Source organism: Veillonellales bacterium (assembly GCA_039680175.1).
Taxonomy (GTDB): domain Bacteria; phylum Bacillota; class Negativicutes; order JAAYSF01; family JAAYSF01; genus JBDKTO01.
In genome coordinates this window covers 34276-54837 of record JBDKTO010000067.1, presented here as the reverse complement: position 1 = coordinate 54837, position 20562 = coordinate 34276, and the positions used below count along the sequence as shown (strand labels likewise).

24 protein-coding genes are annotated in these 20562 nt (G+C 43.1%); all 24 read left to right on the top strand.

Annotated features, from left to right (window positions below; translation table 11 throughout):
• The first annotated feature begins 3 nt into the window (after positions 1–3).
• The 24 genes from flhA to rseP all read left to right on the top strand — a co-directional run bounded on the left by flhA (position 4) and on the right by rseP (position 20557).
• The gene (gene flhA, locus ABFC84_10530; protein MEN6413175.1) at positions 4–2067 is read left to right on the top strand and encodes a flagellar biosynthesis protein FlhA; all 2064 of its coding nucleotides are present in this window, start codon (positions 4–6) and stop codon (positions 2065–2067) included.
• Position 2068: 1 nt separating this feature from the next.
• Complete coding sequence (gene flhF, locus ABFC84_10525) at positions 2069–3163, top strand: flagellar biosynthesis protein FlhF (GenBank protein MEN6413174.1); 1095 nt, start codon at positions 2069–2071, stop codon at positions 3161–3163.
• Between the two features lies 1 nt (position 3164).
• Positions 3165–4052 (top strand): MinD/ParA family protein, encoded by an 888-nt coding sequence (locus ABFC84_10520; GenBank protein ID MEN6413173.1) that lies wholly within the window; start codon positions 3165–3167, stop codon positions 4050–4052.
• The gene (locus ABFC84_10515; protein MEN6413172.1) at positions 4006–4731 is read left to right on the top strand and encodes a flagellar brake domain-containing protein; all 726 of its coding nucleotides are present in this window, start codon (positions 4006–4008) and stop codon (positions 4729–4731) included. The genes ABFC84_10520 and ABFC84_10515 overlap by 47 nt, the downstream gene beginning before the upstream one ends.
• A 22-nt stretch (positions 4732–4753) precedes the next feature.
• Positions 4754–5803, top strand: a complete 1050-nt coding sequence (locus tag ABFC84_10510; GenBank protein MEN6413171.1) for a chemotaxis response regulator protein-glutamate methylesterase — start codon at positions 4754–4756, stop codon at positions 5801–5803.
• Positions 5804–5820: 17 nt separating this feature from the next.
• Complete coding sequence (locus ABFC84_10505; protein MEN6413170.1) at positions 5821–7863, top strand: chemotaxis protein CheA; 2043 nt, start codon at positions 5821–5823, stop codon at positions 7861–7863.
• Between the two features lie 17 nt (positions 7864–7880).
• A complete protein-coding gene (locus ABFC84_10500; GenBank protein ID MEN6413169.1) occupies positions 7881–8345 on the top strand; it encodes a chemotaxis protein CheW in 465 nt (154 codons plus the stop codon).
• A gap of 44 nt (positions 8346–8389) precedes the next feature.
• On the top strand, positions 8390–9019 hold the full coding sequence (locus ABFC84_10495) for a chemotaxis protein CheC (protein ID MEN6413168.1): 630 nt from the start codon (positions 8390–8392) through the stop codon (positions 9017–9019).
• The gene (locus ABFC84_10490) at positions 9019–9504 is read left to right on the top strand and encodes a chemotaxis protein CheD (GenBank protein MEN6413167.1); all 486 of its coding nucleotides are present in this window, start codon (positions 9019–9021) and stop codon (positions 9502–9504) included. The genes ABFC84_10495 and ABFC84_10490 overlap by 1 nt, the downstream gene beginning before the upstream one ends.
• Positions 9505–9514: 10 nt before the next feature.
• Positions 9515–9835, top strand: coding sequence for a hypothetical protein (locus tag ABFC84_10485; GenBank protein ID MEN6413166.1), 321 nt, complete (start codon positions 9515–9517; stop codon positions 9833–9835).
• 27 nt (positions 9836–9862) lie between these two features.
• On the top strand, positions 9863–10621 hold the full coding sequence (locus ABFC84_10480) for a FliA/WhiG family RNA polymerase sigma factor (GenBank protein ID MEN6413165.1): 759 nt from the start codon (positions 9863–9865) through the stop codon (positions 10619–10621).
• Between the two features lie 9 nt (positions 10622–10630).
• Entirely contained in the window at positions 10631–12253 is a 1623-nt protein-coding gene (locus ABFC84_10475; protein MEN6413164.1) for a FapA family protein, read from the top strand.
• 41 nt (positions 12254–12294) lie between these two features.
• Positions 12295–12633, top strand: a complete 339-nt coding sequence (locus ABFC84_10470) for a hypothetical protein (protein ID MEN6413163.1) — start codon at positions 12295–12297, stop codon at positions 12631–12633.
• Positions 12634–12660: 27 nt separating this feature from the next.
• Positions 12661–13227: a hypothetical protein gene (locus ABFC84_10465; protein MEN6413162.1), complete on the top strand. Its 567-nt coding sequence runs from the start codon at positions 12661–12663 to the stop codon at positions 13225–13227.
• A 181-nt stretch (positions 13228–13408) separates the two neighbouring features.
• The gene (gene rpsB, locus ABFC84_10460) at positions 13409–14116 is read left to right on the top strand and encodes a 30S ribosomal protein S2 (protein MEN6413161.1); all 708 of its coding nucleotides are present in this window, start codon (positions 13409–13411) and stop codon (positions 14114–14116) included.
• 72 nt (positions 14117–14188) lie between these two features.
• On the top strand, positions 14189–14836 hold the full coding sequence (gene tsf, locus ABFC84_10455) for a translation elongation factor Ts (protein ID MEN6413160.1): 648 nt from the start codon (positions 14189–14191) through the stop codon (positions 14834–14836).
• Between the two features lie 101 nt (positions 14837–14937).
• Positions 14938–15672 (top strand): UMP kinase, encoded by a 735-nt coding sequence (gene pyrH / locus ABFC84_10450; GenBank protein ID MEN6413159.1) that lies wholly within the window; start codon positions 14938–14940, stop codon positions 15670–15672.
• Positions 15662–16222 (top strand): ribosome recycling factor, encoded by a 561-nt coding sequence (gene frr, locus ABFC84_10445; GenBank protein MEN6413158.1) that lies wholly within the window; start codon positions 15662–15664, stop codon positions 16220–16222. Before pyrH ends, frr begins: the two co-directional genes overlap by 11 nt.
• Positions 16223–16225: 3 nt before the next feature.
• Entirely contained in the window at positions 16226–16429 is a 204-nt protein-coding gene (locus tag ABFC84_10440) for a hypothetical protein (protein MEN6413157.1), read from the top strand.
• Between the two features lie 3 nt (positions 16430–16432).
• Positions 16433–16597, top strand: a complete 165-nt coding sequence (locus ABFC84_10435; GenBank protein ID MEN6413156.1) for a 4Fe-4S binding protein — start codon at positions 16433–16435, stop codon at positions 16595–16597.
• Positions 16598–16665: 68 nt separating this feature from the next.
• Positions 16666–17442, top strand: a complete 777-nt coding sequence (locus ABFC84_10430; GenBank protein MEN6413155.1) for an isoprenyl transferase — start codon at positions 16666–16668, stop codon at positions 17440–17442.
• Between the two features lie 27 nt (positions 17443–17469).
• Positions 17470–18303 carry a phosphatidate cytidylyltransferase gene (locus ABFC84_10425; protein MEN6413154.1) on the top strand — a complete coding sequence of 278 codons (834 nt, stop codon included), beginning with the start codon at positions 17470–17472 and terminating at the stop codon, positions 18301–18303.
• 33 nt (positions 18304–18336) lie between these two features.
• Entirely contained in the window at positions 18337–19491 is a 1155-nt protein-coding gene (locus ABFC84_10420; protein MEN6413153.1) for a 1-deoxy-D-xylulose-5-phosphate reductoisomerase, read from the top strand.
• A gap of 34 nt (positions 19492–19525) precedes the next feature.
• Positions 19526–20557, top strand: a complete 1032-nt coding sequence (gene rseP, locus ABFC84_10415) for an RIP metalloprotease RseP (protein MEN6413152.1) — start codon at positions 19526–19528, stop codon at positions 20555–20557.
• The last annotated feature ends 5 nt before the right edge of the window (positions 20558–20562 follow it).

Sequence of the window (20562 nt, the reverse complement as noted above, 5' to 3'; positions counted from 1 at the left end):
CATTTGGCTACTCAAGCCTCACCATTTACCAAGCTGTTAAAATATAGTGATATTATGATCGCAGTTGCCATTATTACGGTAGTTATCATGATGATTATTCCGCTGCCGGCCTTTTTGCTGGATTTGTTATTATCATTTAATATCACCTTTGCTCTCGTTATTGTAATGGTGGCTATTTATAATGTGGAACCACTGCAATTTTCCGTATTTCCTTCCTTATTATTAATTACCACATTATTTCGTTTAGCCCTTAATGTTTCTTCCACCCGTTTGATTTTGCTGAATGGCTATGCGGGAGAAGTCATTATGGCTTTTGGCAATTTTGTTGTAGGTGGTAATGCGGTTGTCGGATTTATCGTATTTGTTATTCTTATTATTATTCAGTTTATCGTAATTACCCGCGGGGCAGAGCGGGTGGCCGAGGTTGCCGCTCGTTTTACTTTGGATGCCATGCCCGGTAAGCAGATGAGCATTGATGCCGATTTGAATTCAGGCGCCATTACGGATGCCGAGGCGAGGCAGCGAAGAAAAAAGATTCAACGGGAAGCTGATTTTTATGGAGCTATGGATGGTGCCAGTAAGTTTGTAAAAGGGGATGCCATCGCTGCCATTATTATTATTATTATTAATATTGTCGGTGGCTTTGTGATTGGAATGGTGCAGCGCCATTTGGATGTGCTGCAGGCTTTGCAGAGTTATACGCTGTTAACAGTAGGCGAGGGCCTGGTCAATCAAATACCGGCATTAATGATTTCTACTGCGACTGGGATTGTTGTTACCAGAGCGTCCTCTGATGCGAATCTCGGTTATGATATCGTCAGCCAAATTTTTACGAATCCCCGAGTATTTCTCGTTGCCGCCGGAGTGTTGGCATTATTAGGGCTGGTACCAGGATTACCCGGAATTCCTTTCTTTGTGCTCAGCCTTTTAGCCGGGGGCATCGGTTATTCCTTGCATAAATCGGTTCATTCCGCTACTCAAACCGAATTAGCCCAGCAGGAGGAACAGGAAAAAGAAGAAGTCCGCAAGCCGGAAAATATTATTTCTCTGCTCCAGGTAGATCCCATGGAGCTGGAGATTGGCTATAGTTTAATTCCCATGGTTGATGTCGGTCAGGGTGGCGACTTGCTGGATCGGGTTGTTATGATTCGTCGCCAGTGCGCTTTGGAATTGGGACTTATTGTTCCTACAATCCGTATTCGCGATAATATCCAGCTGAAACCCAATGTATATGTTATAAAATTAAAAGGGATAGAGATTGCCAAGGGCGAATTATTACTTGATCACTATTTGGCAATGAATCCCGGATCGGTTACCGAAGAACTGGCGGGAGTCGAGACAGTCGAGCCTGCTTTTGGCTTGCCGGCTCTTTGGATTCAGGAAGCCAGCCGGGAGCAAGCGGAATTGGCAGGGTATACGGTTGTTGATCCGGTTTCTGTATTGACGACTCATCTGACAGAAGTGATTAAAGCTCATGCAGCTGAAATTCTTGGCCGCCAGGAAGCACAAACCCTGGTTGATGCGGTAAAACAGAGTAACCCTGCGGTTGTAGAAGAGTTGACGCCCGGTCTATTATCTATTGGAGATATTCAGAAGGTTTTGGCAAACCTTTTAGAGGAAAGAGTTTCCATACGGGACATGGTTACGATTCTGGAAACATTGGCGGACTATGCCCAGATAACCAAAGATACGGAAATATTAACCGAATATGTTCGCCATGCTTTAGGCAGGCAGATTTCCCGTCAATATGCGCAAAACAATATGGTAACTTGCTTAACGGTTGATCCCCAGCTGGAAGAGAAGATTTCTGCCGCGGTTCAGCGTACGGAACGCGGCTCCTATGTAGCTTTGGAACCTAATACCATGCAAGCAGTTATAAACAGTCTCACCAAGGAACTTCCTAAATTAACCGGATTGGGTTATCAGCCCATTGTGCTGACAAATCCTTCTGTAAGACTATATTTTCATAAATTAACTGACCGTGTTGCACCGAATCTGATTGTATTGTCTTACTCCGAACTGGAATCAAAAATAGAGGTGCAGGCACTGGGGATGGTGAAATTATAAATTGAAAGTTAAAGTATTCACCGCTTGCTCCATGCAGGATGCAATGACCCAAGTAAAAAGTGATTTAGGCCGCGATGCCGTCATTCTTCACACCAGGCGGTTGCGTAAGGGAGGCTTTTTAGGATTTTTTTCCAAAGAAATGGTGGAGGTGATGGCTGCGATTGATACGCCTGCTGCCGCTGCTATGGAAGTAAAAGAATCGCGTGGGGCACAACCTGTAAGAGAAGAAAGCAATACAAAAGTTACGGCACTTCAGCTGGAAATTGCGAATATGCGTAAAATGCTGGAACAGGTATTATATAAAATGCCTAATTCGGATAAACAAATTTCACCATTTTTGGATACATTGGTCCGAAATGATATTGATAGACAAATTGCTGAGAACTTAATCAAAGGGCTGCCGGATGAAAAATCGATTATTGGCAGCGATTCCGGAATGATTCGCCAGCTGCTTATTGACCGTATCATGAATTACCTGCAAAAGGTTGATGGAATTACAATTCCGGTTGCCGGATGTAAGACAGTGGCGCTGATCGGGCCCACCGGAGTAGGAAAAACAACAACTGTTGCAAAATTGGCGGCAAATTTTGCCTTAAAAGAAGGGTGCAAGGTGGCCTTAATTACCGCCGATACTTACCGCATTTCCGCAGTCGAGCAGCTTAAGACATATTCGGATATTATTGGCGTTCCCTTGGAGATTGTATATTCTCCCGATGAATTGAAAGCTGCATTGTACCGTCATCAGGACAAAAATTTAATTCTGATTGATACGGCGGGACGAAGTCCCCGCAACCAGTATCAGCTTGCTGAATTGCAAGCATTGCTAGGGGCAGATCCTTATATTGAAACTCATCTTGTCCTGAGTACAACGACCAAGTATAAGGATGCTTTGGAAATTGTCAATAAATTTTCTGTTTGCTCACCCCAAAAGTTTTTATTTACTAAGGTAGATGAGGCCAGTAATTTGGGGACGGTCTTAAATTTGCTGTATCGGTTTCCAACGACTCTGTCATATGTAACCACAGGGCAAAATGTGCCTGATGATATTGAATTGGCCAGCCCGAATAAATTGGCAAATCTGATTTTGAGGGATTAATATGCGAGATCAAGCAGAGAAATTACGGCAAATGGCGCAAAACGCCAATGCGGGTTTGAAGAGTCCAATTATAAAGCATCATGAATCCAAATCACGGGTAATTACTGTTACCAGCGGCAAGGGCGGAGTTGGTAAAACTAATTTCACCGTTAATTTGGCATTGGCGCTGGCTGGGTTAGGCCAAAAGGTGCTGGTGATTGATGCTGATTTAGGCATGGCAAATGTAGATGTTGTCTTAGGATGTTCGACACCCTATAATATCTTGAATTTATTGGAAGAGGGAGTGCAGCTGGTTGATGTAATCACCGATGGACCTAGAGGTATAAAGTTTATGTCCGGCGGCTCCGGGATTTACCACCTGGCTAATTTAAACGATTCTCAGCTGTTATATCTCATGAATCAAATCATCTCGTTTGACGAGTGGGCGGACATCATTCTGATTGATACGGGGGCAGGTTTAAATCGCAACGTGTTAAAATTTGTGACGGCGGCCGACGAAGTGATTATTGTTACAACGCCGGAGCCAACGGCGATTACGGATGCGTATGCTATGATGAAAACTTATGCGACTCATCAAGGCACAGCTCCGTTGCGTTTGGTAATCAATCGTGTTGTAGAAATGGACGAAGGACAAGTCGTTGTCGATAAACTGATAAAAGTCGCTTTTCGTTTTTTGCGGTTACCATTAGACAGTCTAGGTTTTATTTATGAAGATAGAAATATGATTAAAGCGGTAAAAAAGCAAATACCCCTGCTATTGTCTTTTCCCGATACAATTTCGGCTCGCTGTATTGAACATATTGCCTACCGATTACTCTACGGTGACAATGTGCCGCAGCCGAATGGAATTAAAGGATTTTTTCGCCGATTTTTGGGAATGCTGGGATAATTTTAATCTGGCAAGGAGGAGAAATGTCATTACGGAGGAACGCATTCTAAAAATTAATCAACGAGTGGAAATTATGTTTGGGAAAAAAAGTGAGCAGCAATACCATAGCCGTATTGAAGATATTACCCCGACAACTATCATTCTGGCAATGCCAATGGATAAAAGTGTTCCTGTTTTGCTAAGTCCTGGTACTGTATTTTTTGGAAAAGCGATTGATAATGGCGCTGTATATCATTTTACCAGCACATTTATTGATAAAAAAATTTTACCGCTGCCAGTATGGATTGCATCGCCGCCACGGGATATCCGGAAAATCCAGCAACGTGCTTTTGTCCGTATTGATGCCGTTTTACCAGTAAATATTGAAATTGAGGATGAAGCAGAGGAAAATTCGGTGCGTCTGCTGCAAGTTTTTACCAGAGATATTAGCGGTGGAGGAATACAGGCGATTTGTAAAGAACCGCTTAAACTGGGTTCTCAGCTTCGGTTGCAGATTGATATTCCTGAATTTGGCAGAGTAGAAACGATAGGAAAAGTTGTTCGAATGGAACAACCTCAAGATTTAAGAAATTTATTTTGGATAAGTATAAAATTTATCGATATTCCGGAAGGGATTCGCCGTAAAATCATTAAATTTATATTTAAAAAACAATTGGAGCATCGGCAAAAAGGCTTATAATTTATTAAATGGTGGGAGATATATGATAAAAATATTAATTGTTGATGATTCTGCCTTTATGCGTAAACTATTGTCGGATTTTTTTACCGCTGAACCTGATTTTACTGTAGTCGATGCGGCGCGAAATGGTAAGGATGCAATTGAGAAAGTAAAATGGTTTAAGCCGGATTTGATCACTATGGATGTAGAGATGCCAGTTTTGGATGGTATCAAGGCACTGGAAGTGATTATGCGGGATGTGCCAACCCCGGTTGTTATGATCAGCAGTCTGACCCGTGATGGTGCGGATGCAACCATTCGTGCGTTAGAACTGGGTGCCGTTGATTTTGTGGCCAAGACGGCAGGCTCGATATCCAGTATCGCCGGAATTAAAACGGAGATATTGGCTAAATGTCGTGCTGCTGTAAAAGCGAATGTTATACAATTGAAGAAGAGATCACCGGATGAGCCGGCAGTTGTTCGACCGATGCAGGCTGCGCCTTCACCGGCTATGGCAAATAGTGATCAGATTATTGCAATTGGGACATCAACCGGTGGACCACGAGCTTTGCAAGAGATTATTACTAAGCTACCAAGCAGTCTCCCCTGCGGTGTTGTTATTGTGCAGCATATGCCTCCCGGTTTTACAAAATCTTTAGCAGAACGGTTAAATTCGTTATCATCCTTAAGGGTAAAAGAAGCTGAAAATAATGATGTGATTCGGCCAGGAGTGGTTTTGATAGCGCCAGGCGATTATCACATGATTGTTAGGCAGGAGGGAAATCAGAAAGTAGTTAAGCTAAATCGGGATCCGTCTGTAGGCGGTCATCGTCCGGCCGTTGATCCTATGCTGGAATCAGTGGCAAAAGTGTATGGGCAGCGGGCAGTGGGAGTAATTTTAACAGGTATGGGACATGATGGGTCAAAAGGGATGCAGTTGATTAAACAGCAACGCGGTTATACGATTGCTGAAGATCAGTCCACTGCAGTGGTCTTCGGCATGCCGAAGTCGGCTATTGAGCTTGGTGTAATCGACAAAGTGGCGCCGTTATCTGATATTGCAGCAGAAATTGTGAGGTCAGTGACTAAATAATATTGGGGGTTGGCAATATGGATATGAATCAATATATGGGGATGTTTCTCGAAGAATCGCGTGAGCATTTGCAAGCACTCAATCGCAGCATACTTGATTTGGAGAACGATCCTGGCAATTTATCAGTGCTTGATGAAATATTTCGCAGTGCTCACACCATCAAGGGAATGTCGGCAACGATGGGATTCAATACGATTGCGGAACTAACCCATGAGATGGAAAATGTTTTGGATTTGTTGCGCAAGGGGGAACTGGAAGCCGGGCACGATATTATTGACACAATATTTAAGTGTGTTGATACATTGGAACAGTTAATCGAAAGTGTGGCAAATGGCGAGGATTCGGCAGCAGATATCCAGCCGCTGTTAAATAAACTGCGGCTGCTGTCCAAGACGGAAGAAGCTAAACCATCGCAGCAGCCGGTGATAAAAAAAGAAGAGGCGGCTGGGACTTCAAAGCTTACGCTGAGTGAGGAAGAGCTTTCTTTGATGGAAACAGCGAAAGGGCAGGGCCTTGCAACTTATGAAGTGAAGATCAATCTGCGTGAGGGCTGCCTGCTTAAATCGGCGCGGGCTTATATGGTGATGAACGCATTGGATGAACTCGGTGAAGTAATCCGCAGTATACCACCGGTAGAAGATTTGGAAAAAGAGAACTTTGATTTTAGTTTCCAGGCTGTTCTTATTACTGCTTCCGAGCCGGATAAAGTTCGTCAAACGATTTTATCTATTTCCGAAATAGAGGAAGTTACGGTTCTTTCTTTGCAGCCGACTGAGACTAGTCGGCCTGAAACGCCTACCGAACAAAAGGTTGAAGCTAAGGCAGCTGCCAAAGCGGAAAATGAACAACATACGCCAGAGCATAATTCCAATCATCGCCCGGTAGTTCATAACGGGACGGAGAAAAGACTCAAAGGCGGGCAGTCGGTTCGAGTTGATATTGACAAGCTGGATTCACTGTTGAACCTGGTAGGAGAATTAGTCATCAATAAGACACGGCTGGCGCAGATTGGCTTGACTCACCGGTTGACTGATTTAGTAGAAACCATTGAGCAGATGGATCGTGTAACAACGGATCTTCAGTCTGTTGTAATGAAAGTACGCATGGTTCCTGTAGGACAGGTTTTCAATCGTTTTCCCCGGATGATTCGAGATCTGTCACGGGAATTAAATAAGGAAGTAAATTTCATTATGCAGGGGGAAGAAACGGAATTGGATCGTACAGTTATTGATGAAATTGGCGATCCTTTAGTGCATTTATTGCGAAATGCTATTGATCACGGCGTTGAGCATCCTGAAGAGCGGCAGGCACAGGGGAAGGATCCTGTTGGTGAAATTCGCCTGATCGCCCGCCACGAAGGTAATAATGTGATTATTATGGTGGAAGATGACGGCAAGGGTATTAATCCGGATATCATTAAGAAAAAAGCCGTGGAAAAGGAGCTTATTTCTCAGGCAGATGCGGATAAAATGGATACTAATGAGGCTGTCCGGTTAGTCTTTTTGCCCGGATTTTCAACTTCAGAGGTCGTTACCGATGTTTCCGGACGTGGTGTGGGGATGGATGTTGTCAAGAATAAAATTGAATCGTTAGGCGGGATGGTTGACGTAGAAACAAAAATTAATGGGGGAAGCCGGTTTAAGATTCGATTGCCTTTAACTCTCGCCATTATTCAAGCCCTGCTTATTAAGGTGAGTAAGGAAATCTATGCGATTCCTTTAGGGTCCATTGACAGTACCATAAATATTACGACTGATGATATTAAAACGATTCAAAATCAGGAAGTCATTTTATTAAGGGGACAGATTATTCCGATTATTCGTCTGGCAAATGTTTTGAATATCCAGGAATCCGGTCAGCCGCAGGAAGAATTATTTGTAGTCATTGTTCATATGGGAGAAAGTAAAGCAGGAATTATCGTTGACAACTTGATTGGTCAGCAGGAAATTGTAATCAAAACCTTAGGGAAATTATTAGCGGGGATTAAAATAATTGCCGGTGCCACCATTCTTGGTAACGGGCAAGTAGCGCTCATTCTGGATATTGGTTCCTTAATGTAGTAAAGGGAGGAATAATGATGGCTGAACAAACTTATTCATCTGATGAAATACAGCTCGTTGTTTTTAAATTAGGACGCGAGGAATACGGGATAAGTATTTTACAGGTGCAGGAGATCAAACGGATGACGGATATTACCCGGGTGCCCCGTACTCCGGATTATATTGAAGGAGTTATTAATTTACGTGGCAGTGTTTTACCGGTAATTGACTTAAAAAAACGGCTTGATTTACCGCATCAGGATGATACGGAAGATACTCGCATTATTATTGTAAAAGTCGAGGACATTGCAGTGGGAATGATTGTGGATGCAGTGTCGGAAGTGATTGCCATTAGCAGGGAGAATATCGAATCGCCGGATACTGTTGTCGGTGGCGTTTCGACTAAATATCTCAGCGGCGTGGGAAAACAGGACAACCGACTGCTGATTTTGTTGAATTTAGAAGCGATTATTGGAATTGGACAAGAGGTTAAAGTAAGCTAACGTTAAAAAGCGCTAAAAAAAGCAAGAATTTTAGTTCAAGTGGGGTGGAAAGATTGTCCGATGATATGTTAAAATTATCGACGCTGCAATTAGATGCACTGAGGGAAGTCGGCAATGTTGGTGCAGGGAATGCGGCTACTGCCTTATCTCAAATTATCAATCAGAAAATAGATATGACAGTTCCGCAGGTTGCCATTATGCCACTGGGGGAAGTGCCGGATGTGGTGGGAGGGCCAGATGCAATGGTTGCCGGTGTATATTTGCGCGTTTTTGGCGCAGCACCAAGTAGTATCTTGTTTTTACTTCCCCGGGACAGTGCATTTTATTTAGTCGATATGCTTATGGGACGGCAGGAAGGATATACGACGTCATTAAGCTCTATGGACGAATCTGCCCTTATGGAAATTGGCAATATATTAGCCGGAGCTTATTTAAATGCTTTATCTTACTTTACAAACATGACAATGTTGCCGTCGATTCCTGCACTGGCCATGGATATGGCTGGGGCAATTTTGAGTGTTATTTTGGCTCAGTTGGGGCAAATGGGTGATCATGCCTTGGTTATTGAGACAGAATTTACCACTGATTCGAATGGCGTTAAAGGTCACTTCTTTCTTATTCCGGACCCCGGATCATTAAGTACCATTTTGGCTGCAATAGGGGTGAAGGAATAATGCCAGAACTCATTAAAGTTGGAATGGCAGATTATAAGGTGGGGCGGGCCCCAGACAGCTTGATTAGTTATGGGTTAGGATCTTGTGTCGGCATAGCCCTGTATGATTCAATGACAAAAATTGGCGGCTTGTCTCATATTATGCTTCCTGACAGCAAACAAGCCCGTTCAGCGGAAAATCCGGCGAAATTTGCCGATACGGCATTGCCGTTGATGCTGGATGAGATGATGAAGCTAGGTGCTTCCAAATCGCGTATTACTGCTAAGATTGCCGGTGGGGCGCAAATGTTTACCTTTGCCAATGCTACTGATATCATGCGGGTCGGTGAACGGAATGCCGAAGCTGTGCGCGCAGTGTTGCGAAAGCTTGATATTCGGATTATTGCCGATGATACGGGAGGAAACTATGGCCGAACGGTAGAGTTAAAGCTGGACGCAGGAAAGTATAGAATAAAAACGATTAATCAGGGCGAGAAGGAATTGTAGGGGTGAGAAAATGGCTAAGTTGCGGATTGCTTTGTATTTAGCACTCATTAGCAGTGCCATGACCTGTCTCGTCGGTATTTTGTTGGGTGCCAGGCTGATGACTGTTCTCTATCGTACCTGTATGTCCCTTTTAGTTTTTAGTGCTTTTGGTTATCTTATTGGAAAATTCGGTGAGCAATTTATTGGCACTTTGTTGCGGGAGCAGGAAGAAAAAGGGCAAAAAGTTGATATTGTCAGTCAACAGCAACCGGTTCATGCAGGCGATAGCAAAAGTGCGTTTGTTCCATTGGCCCCGGAAAAGCTAGAACGGGTTTCGCGCCCTGATAAGTGATTGCAAGTAGTTTGGGGGTAATGGAGCGTGACAGAAAAAATTTTATCTCAAAATGAAGAGATCACGAAAGCATGGCTGGAATATCAACAAAATCAAAATTCTTCGGTACGCGATAAGTTGATTGAAAATTATTTGTCGCTCGTTAAACTGGTAGCCGGAAGGCTTGCAATTGGATTACCACAGCATGTAGACAAGGACGATTTGATTAGTAATGGTTTTTTTGGACTGCTAGAAGCGATTGAACGTTATGATCCAAACCGTGGGATCAAATTTGAAACGTATGCTGTGGTGCGTATCCGGGGTGCTATGCTTGATGCCATAAGGGCTCAAGACTGGGTTCCTACTACCATTCGGCAAAAGGCCCGGGAGTATGAGAAAACGGTATTACAATTGGAAAATAGTTTAGGACGATCGGCTTCTGATGCTGAAATCGCGGAGGCAATGGGAATTTCTCTAACGGAATTAACAACCCTAGTGAATAAACTAAATACCGCAACTATTATGCCGTTGGAAGAATTTTCCATGACGGAGTCGCTAGCCAATTCACAAGTGAATCCAACTCAGAATATTGAAGAAGCAGAGGTAAAGGACACATTAGCCAAGGCAATTGACAAGTTGCCGGAAAAGGAACGGATAGTAATTACTTTATATTATTATGAAGGATTAACGTTAAAGGAAATTAGCCTGGTTTTAAAATTATCGGAAGCACGTATATCGCAGCTTCATACGAAAGCAGTGTTTCGGCTTCGAGGTGCTTTGTCGCGAATAAAATCGAGTTTAATTTGAGGGGATAATATGCAAGACGAACGCATTATAAATGAAGCTGAACAAGCGGTCGCTCAGCTCGATGGGTATTACGTAATTGCAATCAATGATACAGGTGTACATTTGACCGTTTTTTCGCCGGAGGGTGACGGTGCACGAGTTGTTGAGCCGGCAATTTATGCCGAGTTAAAGCAGCGGCAGATCAAGGAATTTGACAACGCCTTATTGATTCGTACCGTTAGAGAGGCAGCGGGAACAGCGGTAAAAATTGCTGAACCGCCTCAACCGGACGCTGAACCTGAGGTTCAAATATTGGTAGCCCGGGATCGAATGGAAGCATCGTTGGAAATTGTTATCCCCAAGAATTGCCGGCCGCTGCAATTTGAAGAAGTCGTAAATGAATTGGCACAAAGCGGCGTCGTATTTGGCGTAGACGATAATGCCGTTAAAAAGGCATTTGAACAGCCGGGACGGCGTATAGTCTGCGCTCGCGGCCAGCAGCCGGTCAATGGCGAGAATGCTTATATTCAATATCATGTGGACATGGAAAATAAAGGTCGTCCGGTTGAACAAGAAGACGGCCGGGTAGATTTTAAGGATCTCAATGTATTTACTACGGTACGTGAAGGAGAATTGCTAGCAGAAAAAATTCCTGCTACGGCGGGAACTGCCGGAATAGATGTTTTGGGACAAACAGTGGCTGCCAAGCATGGCAAGGATATGATACCGCCGGCAGGGAAAAATGTTAAAATTCTTGAAGAAAATAAGCTGGTAGCAGCGATTGCCGGTCAACTTCTTATTGCGAACAAAAAACTTAGTGTTGTGCCGGTAATTGAAGTTAAGGAAAATGTGGATTTATCGACAGGAAATATTGAGTTTGTCGGTAGTGTGGTTGTTCGGGGTTCTGTACAGGAAGGGTTTACCGTAAAAGCGGAAGGCGATGTGGAAATAGCCGGAACGGTAAGCGGTGGTATCGTTGAAGGTAAAAATGTTGTGGTAAGAATGGGCATACAGGGAATGCATCGGGGTTATATTAAAGCGGTTGAGAATGTTACTGCAAAGTTTATTGAGAATGCGACAGTTTATGCCGGAAATGACGTAGTGGCTAGTGATGTTATTTTGCACTCGAAAATAAATGCCGGACAAAAGGTAGTGGTGGAAGGACGCAGGGGATTGATTGCCGGCGGAAGTATCATTGCCGGTGATGAAATTCGCGCTAAAATCGTGGGGACACATATGGCAACCAATACAGAGTTGGGAGTTGGCATCAATCCTTTATTGCGTGAGGAATATCAAGTGATTCGCAAGGAAATCAAAAAACTGGAGCAGAGTCTAGAACAGACGCAGAAAGCTTTGAATATTTTAAAGATTATGAATCCAGCAACAATGCCAAAGGATAAACGGGAAATGCAGCTAAAACTTACCAAAGCGCAGTTTCATCTTGTCGGCCAGGTTGAAGCAAAGCATAACCGAATCACGGATATTGAATTGTTATTGGATGAAATGCGTCATGGCCGCATCAGGGTAGCGGAAAATATTTATCCAGGCGTGAAGATCATGATTGGAACATTAATTAAACCGATTCGTGAGCCGCTCAAATATGTTTCTTTTTTTGCGGAAGAAGGAGAAATTAAGAGTGGCCTCTATAAATAATTGTTGTTCGTCAGTACAACAGGACAGGAGTGGTGGGACAAATGAGCATTAGACCAATCGACTTGCAGGTCCTCATCCCACGTGCAACTGAAGTTGGCAAAGCACAGCAAGTAACCGATCACCAAACCATAAATCAACAACAGCAGTTTGCCGAACAATGGCAGCAAATTACCGATAGTCGTCAGCAGAAAGTTCAAAATACGCCTAAGAGTGAAGGCGGAAAAATTCGCCGTCAGTCTGAGCAATCGCAAAATCAGGGGCAGGGAACGAGTCAACAAAGTCATTCTGCCGACAAAAAATCACAGGATTCAGAAAAGCAATCTAATCAAGTATTGAGTTCTGATCCTGTACGCGGTCATGTCATTGATATTAAACTGTAATAAAACAGCTTTTTTTGAGGTGTTATGATGCTTACCACTATAATTCTTACAATTGTACTTGTTTTTTTTGCTGGCTTTTTTATTGTATATAAGAGAAAGTTATTATTACGGGTGCTGTCGATCAATATGACAGCACCGACCACTCAATTGCAGCAGCAGTTAGAGCAGACAGGGGATGCCGTCATTGAGCAGATGGAAAATAAAATTGCTCATTTGGAATATTTATTGGAAGCTGCCGATGAAAAGATAGCTAAATTGGAAAAGCAAATTATAGAGGTCAAAGAAATGACACAAACACATTCGGTAACGGCAGGCTTACCGCAAATACCAATACCGCATCAGATTGTGAAAGCATATACCGGCCAAGAATACGGGGCAATCTGGAATCATTCGATTTCAGATTCTAAATTTGAGAACAGTGAAAAAAATCCGGAAAGCGAAACCCAGGGTAGTATGAAACAGAATGTGAGCGATGATAAGCAGCGACTTATTTTGGCAATGGCCGATCAAGGCTATAATGTCACTGAAATTTCAAAAGCGACCGGTACGGGAAAAGGAGCCATTATGCTGCTGTTGCAGTTGAATAAAAAGTGAGAAAAATATGCATACTAATCATGAATTAGCAAGAAACTGGCTTGTGATATTTTAAAAGGTATGGTATACTAATTTTCGTTGTAAATCCACACGCAGATTAATTTTGTTGCTGTGCCAAGAATACTTGGTGAAGACAGAAAATGCGGTTTGCGGCGGTAATTTAACAGAAGGAGTGACAGATATGTCAGTAATTTCAATGAAACAACTTTTGGAGGCCGGAGTTCATTTCGGTCATCAAACAAGAAGATGGAATCCTAAAATGGCTCCCTATATTTTTACGGAGCGTAATGGTATCTACATTATTGATTTACAGAAAACAGTAAAAAAGGTGGAGGACGCCTACAATTTTGTGCGTGAAGTCGCTGAACAGGGACAGACTGTTTTATTTGTTGGTACCAAAAAACAAGCACAGGAAGCAGTAAAAGAAGAAGCCCTCCGCTGTGATATGTACTACGTGAACGAAAGATGGCTAGGCGGTATGATGACTAATTTCCAAACAATCCAAAAACGGATTAGTCGGTTACGCGAACTAGAAGGTATGGAAGAAAAAGGAATATTTGAAGTGCTACCGAAAAAAGAAGTGCTTACACTGCGTCATGAAATGGAAAGACTGCAAAAGTTTCTTGGCGGTATTAAAAATATGAACAAATTACCGGGTGCTTTATTTATCATTGATCCGCGGAAGGAACGGATTGCCGTTACTGAAGCCCGCAATCTTGGTATTCCTATTGTGGCAATCGTTGATACCAACTGCGATCCGGATGAAATTGATTACGTCATTCCTGGAAATGACGATGCAATTCGTGCAGTTAAACTGCTTACCGCTAAAATGGCGGATGCTGTTTTAGAGGGTCACCAAGGTGAACAGGAAACTGCTGCGGCTGAGTAATTCATAGATATAAAGGTAAGGGGACAGTGAGTTGCACCCTTACCTTTAATAGTAGACAGGAGGATTTCAAAGATGATAACCGCTGGCATGGTAAAGGAATTGCGCGAACGTAGCGGCGCAGGCATGATGGATTGTAAAAAAGCTTTAACGGAAACAAATGGTGATATTGATAAAGCAATTGATTTTCTGCGAGAAAAAGGACTGGCGGCAGCAGCCAAAAAGGCTGGACGAATTGCAGCCGAAGGGTTAGTGGAAGCATACATACATGGTGCCGGTCGCATTGGCGTTATGGTTGAAATTAATTGTGAAACGGATTTTGTTGCCAAAACCGATGGCTTTAAAGCGTTAGCAAAAGATATTGCGATGCAGATTGCTGCGGAAAATCCCAGTTATGTTCGTCGGGAAGAAGTTCCGGAAGAAATTTTGAATCATGAACGAGAAGTGTTGAAAGCACAAGCCTTAAATGAAGGCAAACCGGCTAAAATTGTTGAGAAGATGATTGTGGGACGAATCGAAAAATATTATAAAGAAGTTTGTTTGATGGAGCAGCCGTTTATAAAAGATACTGATAGAACGATTACTCAATTGATTAATGAAAACATCGCAAAAATTGGCGAAAATATTTCTATCCGTAGATTTACCAGATATCAGCTTGGTGAGGGGCTTGAGAAAAGATCGAATGATTTTGCTGCGGAAGTAATGGCGGCAGTTAAAAAATAAGAGAACACCCTCAGTGTTCTCTTATTTTAGAATTTACCTGCGCAGCTTGAAAGGATTATATTGAAATATGTAGAATTTAACGGAAGAATGGGGGCTGAATTTTGGGGGCTGCAAAATATAGACGCGTAGTTTTTAAACTGAGTGGCGAAGCGTTAGCCGGCAGCAAAGGATATGGTATTGATCCAGTCGTTGTTGACTCTATCGCCCGTCAAATTAAAGCGGTACAAGCCACCAAGCTGCAAGTTGCGATTGTAGTAGGCGGCGGTAATATTTGGCGTGGATTAGCCGGCAGTACTAAAGGAATGGATCGGGCAACTGCCGATTATATGGGGATGCTGGCTACAGTGATGAATTCATTAGCACTTCAGGATGCACTGGAGAATTGCGAAGTAGATACTCGCGTGCAAACTGCAATTGAGATGCGTCAGGTTGCCGAACCTTATATCCGACGTCGTGCAATTCGGCACTTGGAAAAAGGTCGAGTAGTTATTTTTGCTGCGGGAACCGGAAACCCCTATTTTTCAACTGATACCACCGCGGCTCTCCGTGCTGCTGAAATTGAAGCAGATGTTATTTTAATGGCCAAAAAGAATACGGATGGCGTATATGATTCCGATCCGCGTCATAATCCGGAGGCTAAGAAGTTTAAAGAATTGGATTATCTCGAGGTAATAAAGCTTGGATTGGGTGTTATGGATTCTACGGCAACTACCTTGTGTATGGACAATAAGATTCCCATTATTGTTTTTAGTATCGATGAGCCAGGTAATATTTTAAAGGCAGCCCTCGGCGAAGATATCGGCACTGTTGTGGGAGGGAAATGTGATGACGATTAAAGAGGTTTTTTCTAGCCACGAAGCAAGAATGAAAAAGGCCCTGGATGCATTGCGCAAAGAATTGGCCACTTTGCGGGCCGGACGTGCTACGCCGGCACTTCTGGATAAGATTACCGTTGATTATTATGGCACGCCGACTCCGGTGAATCAGGTGGCTAATATTTCGATTCCTGAGCCAAGGATGATTACCATCCAGCCATGGGAAAAAAGTATGGTAGCACAGATTGAAAAAGCAATTTTAAAATCGGATTTAGGCCTTACTCCTAACAGCGATGGAATCGTAATTCGTCTTTCCATCCCCCAATTGACCCAGGAACGGCGCGGCGAATTGGTAAAAGTAATTCACAAAAAGGCGGAAGAAAGCCGGGTGGCGATTCGCAATCTGCGGCGTGATGCCAACGATGCAGCGAAAAAGCTGGAGAAGGATAAAATAACTTCGGAAGATGAAACGAAAAAATCCCAGGAAGAGATTCAAAAATTGACCGATAAGTATATAAAAGAAGTCGATCATATTATGACAGCTAAGGAAAAGGAAATAATGGAAGTGTAAAATTTGGATACAGTTGCTCAATCTTTGGCATTGGTTCAGCAAGAATTGGACAAAGCAAAGATTCAATATACAGTTTCAGTAACCCATCCTACACGCAAATTCTTTAAATTGCAGGAAGATTGTCTCTATGTTATTCGGCAGCATATTGATGCTGATGGTATTTATCATTTGGTAGCTGCTGGTAAAATGGGAAAGGAGGTGTTTTAAGTCATGGCTTATAAAATTAGTGATGAATGTATTGCATGTGGTACTTGTGCTGCTTCTTGCCCGGTTGGCGCAATCTCAGAAGGAGATAAATATGTAATTTCCGATGAGTGTGTTGAATGTGGTGCCTGTGCGGCAGTTTGCCCGGTTGGTGCAATTCAGGCTCCGTGATTGGGACCCCCTCTCTAGTGAGGGGGTTTAGTTTCTTATCCGGTTATTTGGAGTTGGAGGGTTGGCCTGTGTGGTGGAAAAAGTGGTTTGGTAAGCAGAATCAGCAAAATAGGGCACAAACATATGGATTACTGGACCAATCCAGAATTCCCCGGCATATTGCCATCATTATGGATGGCAATGGACGCTGGGCGCAAAAACGTGGACTGCCCCGTAATTTCGGACATCGTGCCGGAGTGGAAAGTTTGCGGCAAATTGTGAAAACAGCTTCTGAAATTGGTGTGGGGGCGTTAACTGCTTATGCTTTTTCTACGGAAAATTGGAAAAGGCCGATTGATGAGGTTAATTTATTAATGAGGTTGTTATCCGATTATTTGGATAGTGAAATTAATGAATTACATGCAAATAATGTACAAATTAGGTTTATTGGAAAAATTAATGGATTGGCTGATTATTTACAGCATAAAATTGAAAAGGCTCAGGCGCAAACAGCTGCTAACACAGGCTTAGTTCTTAACTTGGCTGTCAATTATGGCGGACGATCTGAGATTACGCGCGCTGTTCAGATAATTGCCGGGAAAGTCGGCAAAGGGGAAATGACTCTTCAGGATATTAATGAGGCTACGATTCAGCGGTATTTATATTCCAGTGATTTACCGGATCCGGATTTGTTGATCAGGCCTAGCGGTGACTTGCGAATCAGTAATTTTCTTTTATGGCAGTTGGCTTATACGGAATTCTGGTTTACAAAAATCAATTGGCCTGATTTTAAGCCGGTAGATTTCATTCAGGCAATAGTTGATTTTCAGAAGCGCGACCGCCGCTTTGGCGGCTTAAAAAAATAGAGGTACAGATTATAAAGTAGGTGTCATATGCTTAGCAAAAGAATTTTAACGGCTATCATCGGTGTAGCTGTTGCTGCTTTCGTTATTCAATACGGACAGTGGTTATTTACGATGACAGTCGCCGGTCTTTCATTAACAGCATGGTATGAATATTGTGCCATGCTGCAAGTTAAAAAATTCAGTATACTGCGTAATTTGGGATTTTGTGCGATCCTTTTATTGTTTGGGTGTGCTTGGCTGGGAAATTCTCAGGAGACTGTGCTGGTTATTGTGGCTGTTACTGTCTTCGCTTTACTCCATACAGTTATTTCTGCCAAGGGTATAAGCATTGTAGATGCAGGGCTTACGATATTCGGACTTATTTATATAGGGCTGTTATTTACTTATTTAGTTTTATTGCGATTTAGTGATCTTTCTTTACAACTACCGAATACATTGAATTTTTTATCACCGGGAACCGCTTTTTTATGGGTTGCATTGATCGGAACTTGGTCAAGTGATACTTTTGCCTATTTTATCGGGACACAATTTGGTAAGCACAAATTATGTCCGACGATTAGTCCCCAAAAAACAGTAGAAGGTGCTATTGGCGGCATAGCGGGTTGTATATTGATTATAACCTTTTTGGGTATTTGGATGCAGCTTTCGACTATTCACAGCCTATTTCTCGGAGTATTAATCGCTATTATCGCACCGGTCGGTGATTTAGTTGAGTCGGCTTTGAAACGATTTGCCGGGGTAAAAGACTCAGGCAGAGTTTTACCTGGCCACGGGGGAATTTTGGATCGTTTTGACAGTATTTTATTCACGGTTCCGGCGGTTTATTATTATGTTCAGATTATTTTGTTATATCAGTATTAGTGATAGTAGTTCCTGTTATAAAGGAGAGTTTCTATGCGGCATATCGCTATTTTAGGCAGTACTGGATCAATTGGCAGGCAGGCGTTAGACGTCATTGCCGCAAACCCTAACCGGTTTGCAGTTTCAGCGTTGGCTGCTTTACAAAAGGATCAATTACTGGAAACACAAATTGAAAAATTTCATCCTGACGTGGCAGTGTTGGTTGATAAGCAGGCTGCTGATCGTTTGGCACGGCGCTATCAGGGGACTACAAAGATTTTAGCTGGTGAAGAAGGACTGCTGGAAGCAGCCACCTATCATAAAGCCGATACCGTATTGACTGCCATAGTTGGTTTTGCGGGACTTAAGCCAACCATGGCGGCTATTCGTGCCGGTAAAACGATCGCCTTGGCCAACAAAGAGACCCTCGTTTCCGCCGGTGAAATTGTTACTGCGGCCGCAAAAGCCAATCATGTATCAATATTACCGGTTGACAGTGAGCATAGTGCCATTTTGCAGTGTTTACAAGGAGAAGAGAACAAGAGTATCCGTCGTTTGCTTGTTACCGCTTCCGGTGGACCGTTTCGCGGTTTTACAACTGAACAATTGGAGAATGTATCCGTTGAGGATTGCCTTTGTCATCCTACCTGGACTATGGGTAGAAAGATTACAGTTGATTCTGCTACCCTTGCCAATAAAGGGCTGGAAGTTATGGAAGCAAAATGGCTGTTTGATATTGATTATGATCAAATTGAGGTGGTCGTACATCCCCAAAGCATGATTCATTCCATGGTGGAGTTTGTCGATGGAGCAGTTATGGCTCAATTAGGCAGACCGGATATGCGGGTACCGATTCAGTACGCCCTGACTTATCCGGAACGGATTACAGCTGATTTTCCTAAAATGGATTTCAAAACACTATCGGCACTGACATTTGAATCACCGGATAAAAATACCTTTCCTGCCTTGGCATTAGCCTATCAGGCAGGACGTGTGGGAGGTACTTTACCCTGTGTATTTAATGCTGCCAACGAAGTGGCGGTTTACGCTTTTTTACAGGAGAAAATTGGATTTTCTAAGATCACGGCAGTGGTAAAGGAAACAATGCACAGCCATTCTGCCATGCAGCATCCGGATATAGAGGCTATTTGTACTGCCGATTTTTGGGCTCGCCATAAGGCAAGGGAACTTGTAAAAATGATGAAGTGATCTTGAAAAAATATTAGCAGGCAGGTGATTGTTCATGTCGACAACCCTTATTGCCACCATTTTTGTGTTTGGTATCTTGATTTTTTTTCACGAGCTGGGGCATTTCATGACGGCGAAGCTTGTGGGAATGCGGGTAGATGAGTTTGCAATTGGGTTCGGTCCTAAATTATTGAGCCGACAATATGGTGAAACTTTATATTCACTGCGAATTATACCGTTAGGCGGTTTCAATAAAATTGCGGGCATGGATCCGGATGAAGAGCAGGATGAGCGTTCTTTTTTTGCCAAATCGGTTTTGTCCAGGATGATTGTTATCGTGGCAGGGTCGGCGATGAATTTTATTTTACCGGTCATTTTATTTTTTCTTGTTTTTGTCAGTGCGGGTATTGATACGCCTTCCAATCAACCGATTGTGGGTAGTATTATGCCGGATAAGCCGGCGGCTCAGGCTGGTATGCTTCCCGGTGATCAAGTTTTGACAATTAATAATGTTCCGGTGGAAGAATGGAAGGATTTTGTTACCGCTATTCAAAGCAATGCCGGTAACAATCTGGCGATTCGTTTTCAACGTGACGGGTCAGCGTATGATGTAACCCTTGTGCCGGAATATGATCAAAAACTCAATCGGGGTATTATTGGTATTATGCCGATTATCAATAATTATCAGCCGGGGGTGCTGGAATCGGTTGGACTGGCATTAAAACAGACTTATATGGTAGCTAACAGCATGGTAGTCGGTATTGCTCAGATGATTACTGGGAAAATCGCGGCTGAAGTGGCAGGCCCTATTGGCGTAGCCCAGATGGCCGGTGAGGTTGCTCAGCTGGGAGTGATTCCCTTGCTGCAGTTTACGGCGTTTTTAAGCATTAATTTAGGATTAATCAATCTATTACCAGTGCCGGTGTTAGATGGAGGGCATGTGGTTGCTCTTACGATAGAGGGAATTCGCGGTAAGCCTATGAACAAATCCAGTATGCAAATTATCCAGATGATTGGCTTTGCGCTGCTGATGCTGCTCATGGTGGTTGCTACTTTTAGTGATGTGGCCAGATTAAAGCTCTTTTAATACTT

Excerpts from the sequence above, each read along its gene's own strand:
- ABFC84_10520 (MEN6413173.1), top strand. The coding sequence starts at position 3,165 with ATGCGAGATCAAGCAGAGAAATTACGGCAAATGGCGCAAAACGCCAAT.
- ABFC84_10515 (MEN6413172.1), top strand. The coding sequence starts at position 4,006 with ATGGAATTAAAGGATTTTTTCGCCGATTTTTGGGAATGCTGGGATAAT.
- ABFC84_10510 (MEN6413171.1), top strand. The coding sequence starts at position 4,754 with ATGATAAAAATATTAATTGTTGATGATTCTGCCTTTATGCGTAAACTA.
- ABFC84_10505 (MEN6413170.1), top strand. The coding sequence starts at position 5,821 with ATGGATATGAATCAATATATGGGGATGTTTCTCGAAGAATCGCGTGAG.
- ABFC84_10500 (MEN6413169.1), top strand. The coding sequence starts at position 7,881 with ATGGCTGAACAAACTTATTCATCTGATGAAATACAGCTCGTTGTTTTT.
- ABFC84_10490 (MEN6413167.1), top strand. The coding sequence starts at position 9,019 with ATGCCAGAACTCATTAAAGTTGGAATGGCAGATTATAAGGTGGGGCGG.
- ABFC84_10485 (MEN6413166.1), top strand. The coding sequence starts at position 9,515 with ATGGCTAAGTTGCGGATTGCTTTGTATTTAGCACTCATTAGCAGTGCC.
- ABFC84_10475 (MEN6413164.1), top strand. The coding sequence starts at position 10,631 with ATGCAAGACGAACGCATTATAAATGAAGCTGAACAAGCGGTCGCTCAG.
- ABFC84_10470 (MEN6413163.1), top strand. The coding sequence starts at position 12,295 with ATGAGCATTAGACCAATCGACTTGCAGGTCCTCATCCCACGTGCAACT.
- ABFC84_10465 (MEN6413162.1), top strand. The coding sequence starts at position 12,661 with ATGCTTACCACTATAATTCTTACAATTGTACTTGTTTTTTTTGCTGGC.
- rpsB (MEN6413161.1), top strand. The coding sequence starts at position 13,409 with ATGTCAGTAATTTCAATGAAACAACTTTTGGAGGCCGGAGTTCATTTC.
- tsf (MEN6413160.1), top strand. The coding sequence starts at position 14,189 with ATGATAACCGCTGGCATGGTAAAGGAATTGCGCGAACGTAGCGGCGCA.
- frr (MEN6413158.1), top strand. The coding sequence starts at position 15,662 with ATGACGATTAAAGAGGTTTTTTCTAGCCACGAAGCAAGAATGAAAAAG.
- ABFC84_10435 (MEN6413156.1), top strand. The coding sequence starts at position 16,433 with ATGGCTTATAAAATTAGTGATGAATGTATTGCATGTGGTACTTGTGCT.
- ABFC84_10425 (MEN6413154.1), top strand. The coding sequence starts at position 17,470 with ATGCTTAGCAAAAGAATTTTAACGGCTATCATCGGTGTAGCTGTTGCT.
- ABFC84_10420 (MEN6413153.1), top strand. The coding sequence starts at position 18,337 with ATGCGGCATATCGCTATTTTAGGCAGTACTGGATCAATTGGCAGGCAG.
- rseP (MEN6413152.1), top strand. The coding sequence starts at position 19,526 with ATGTCGACAACCCTTATTGCCACCATTTTTGTGTTTGGTATCTTGATT.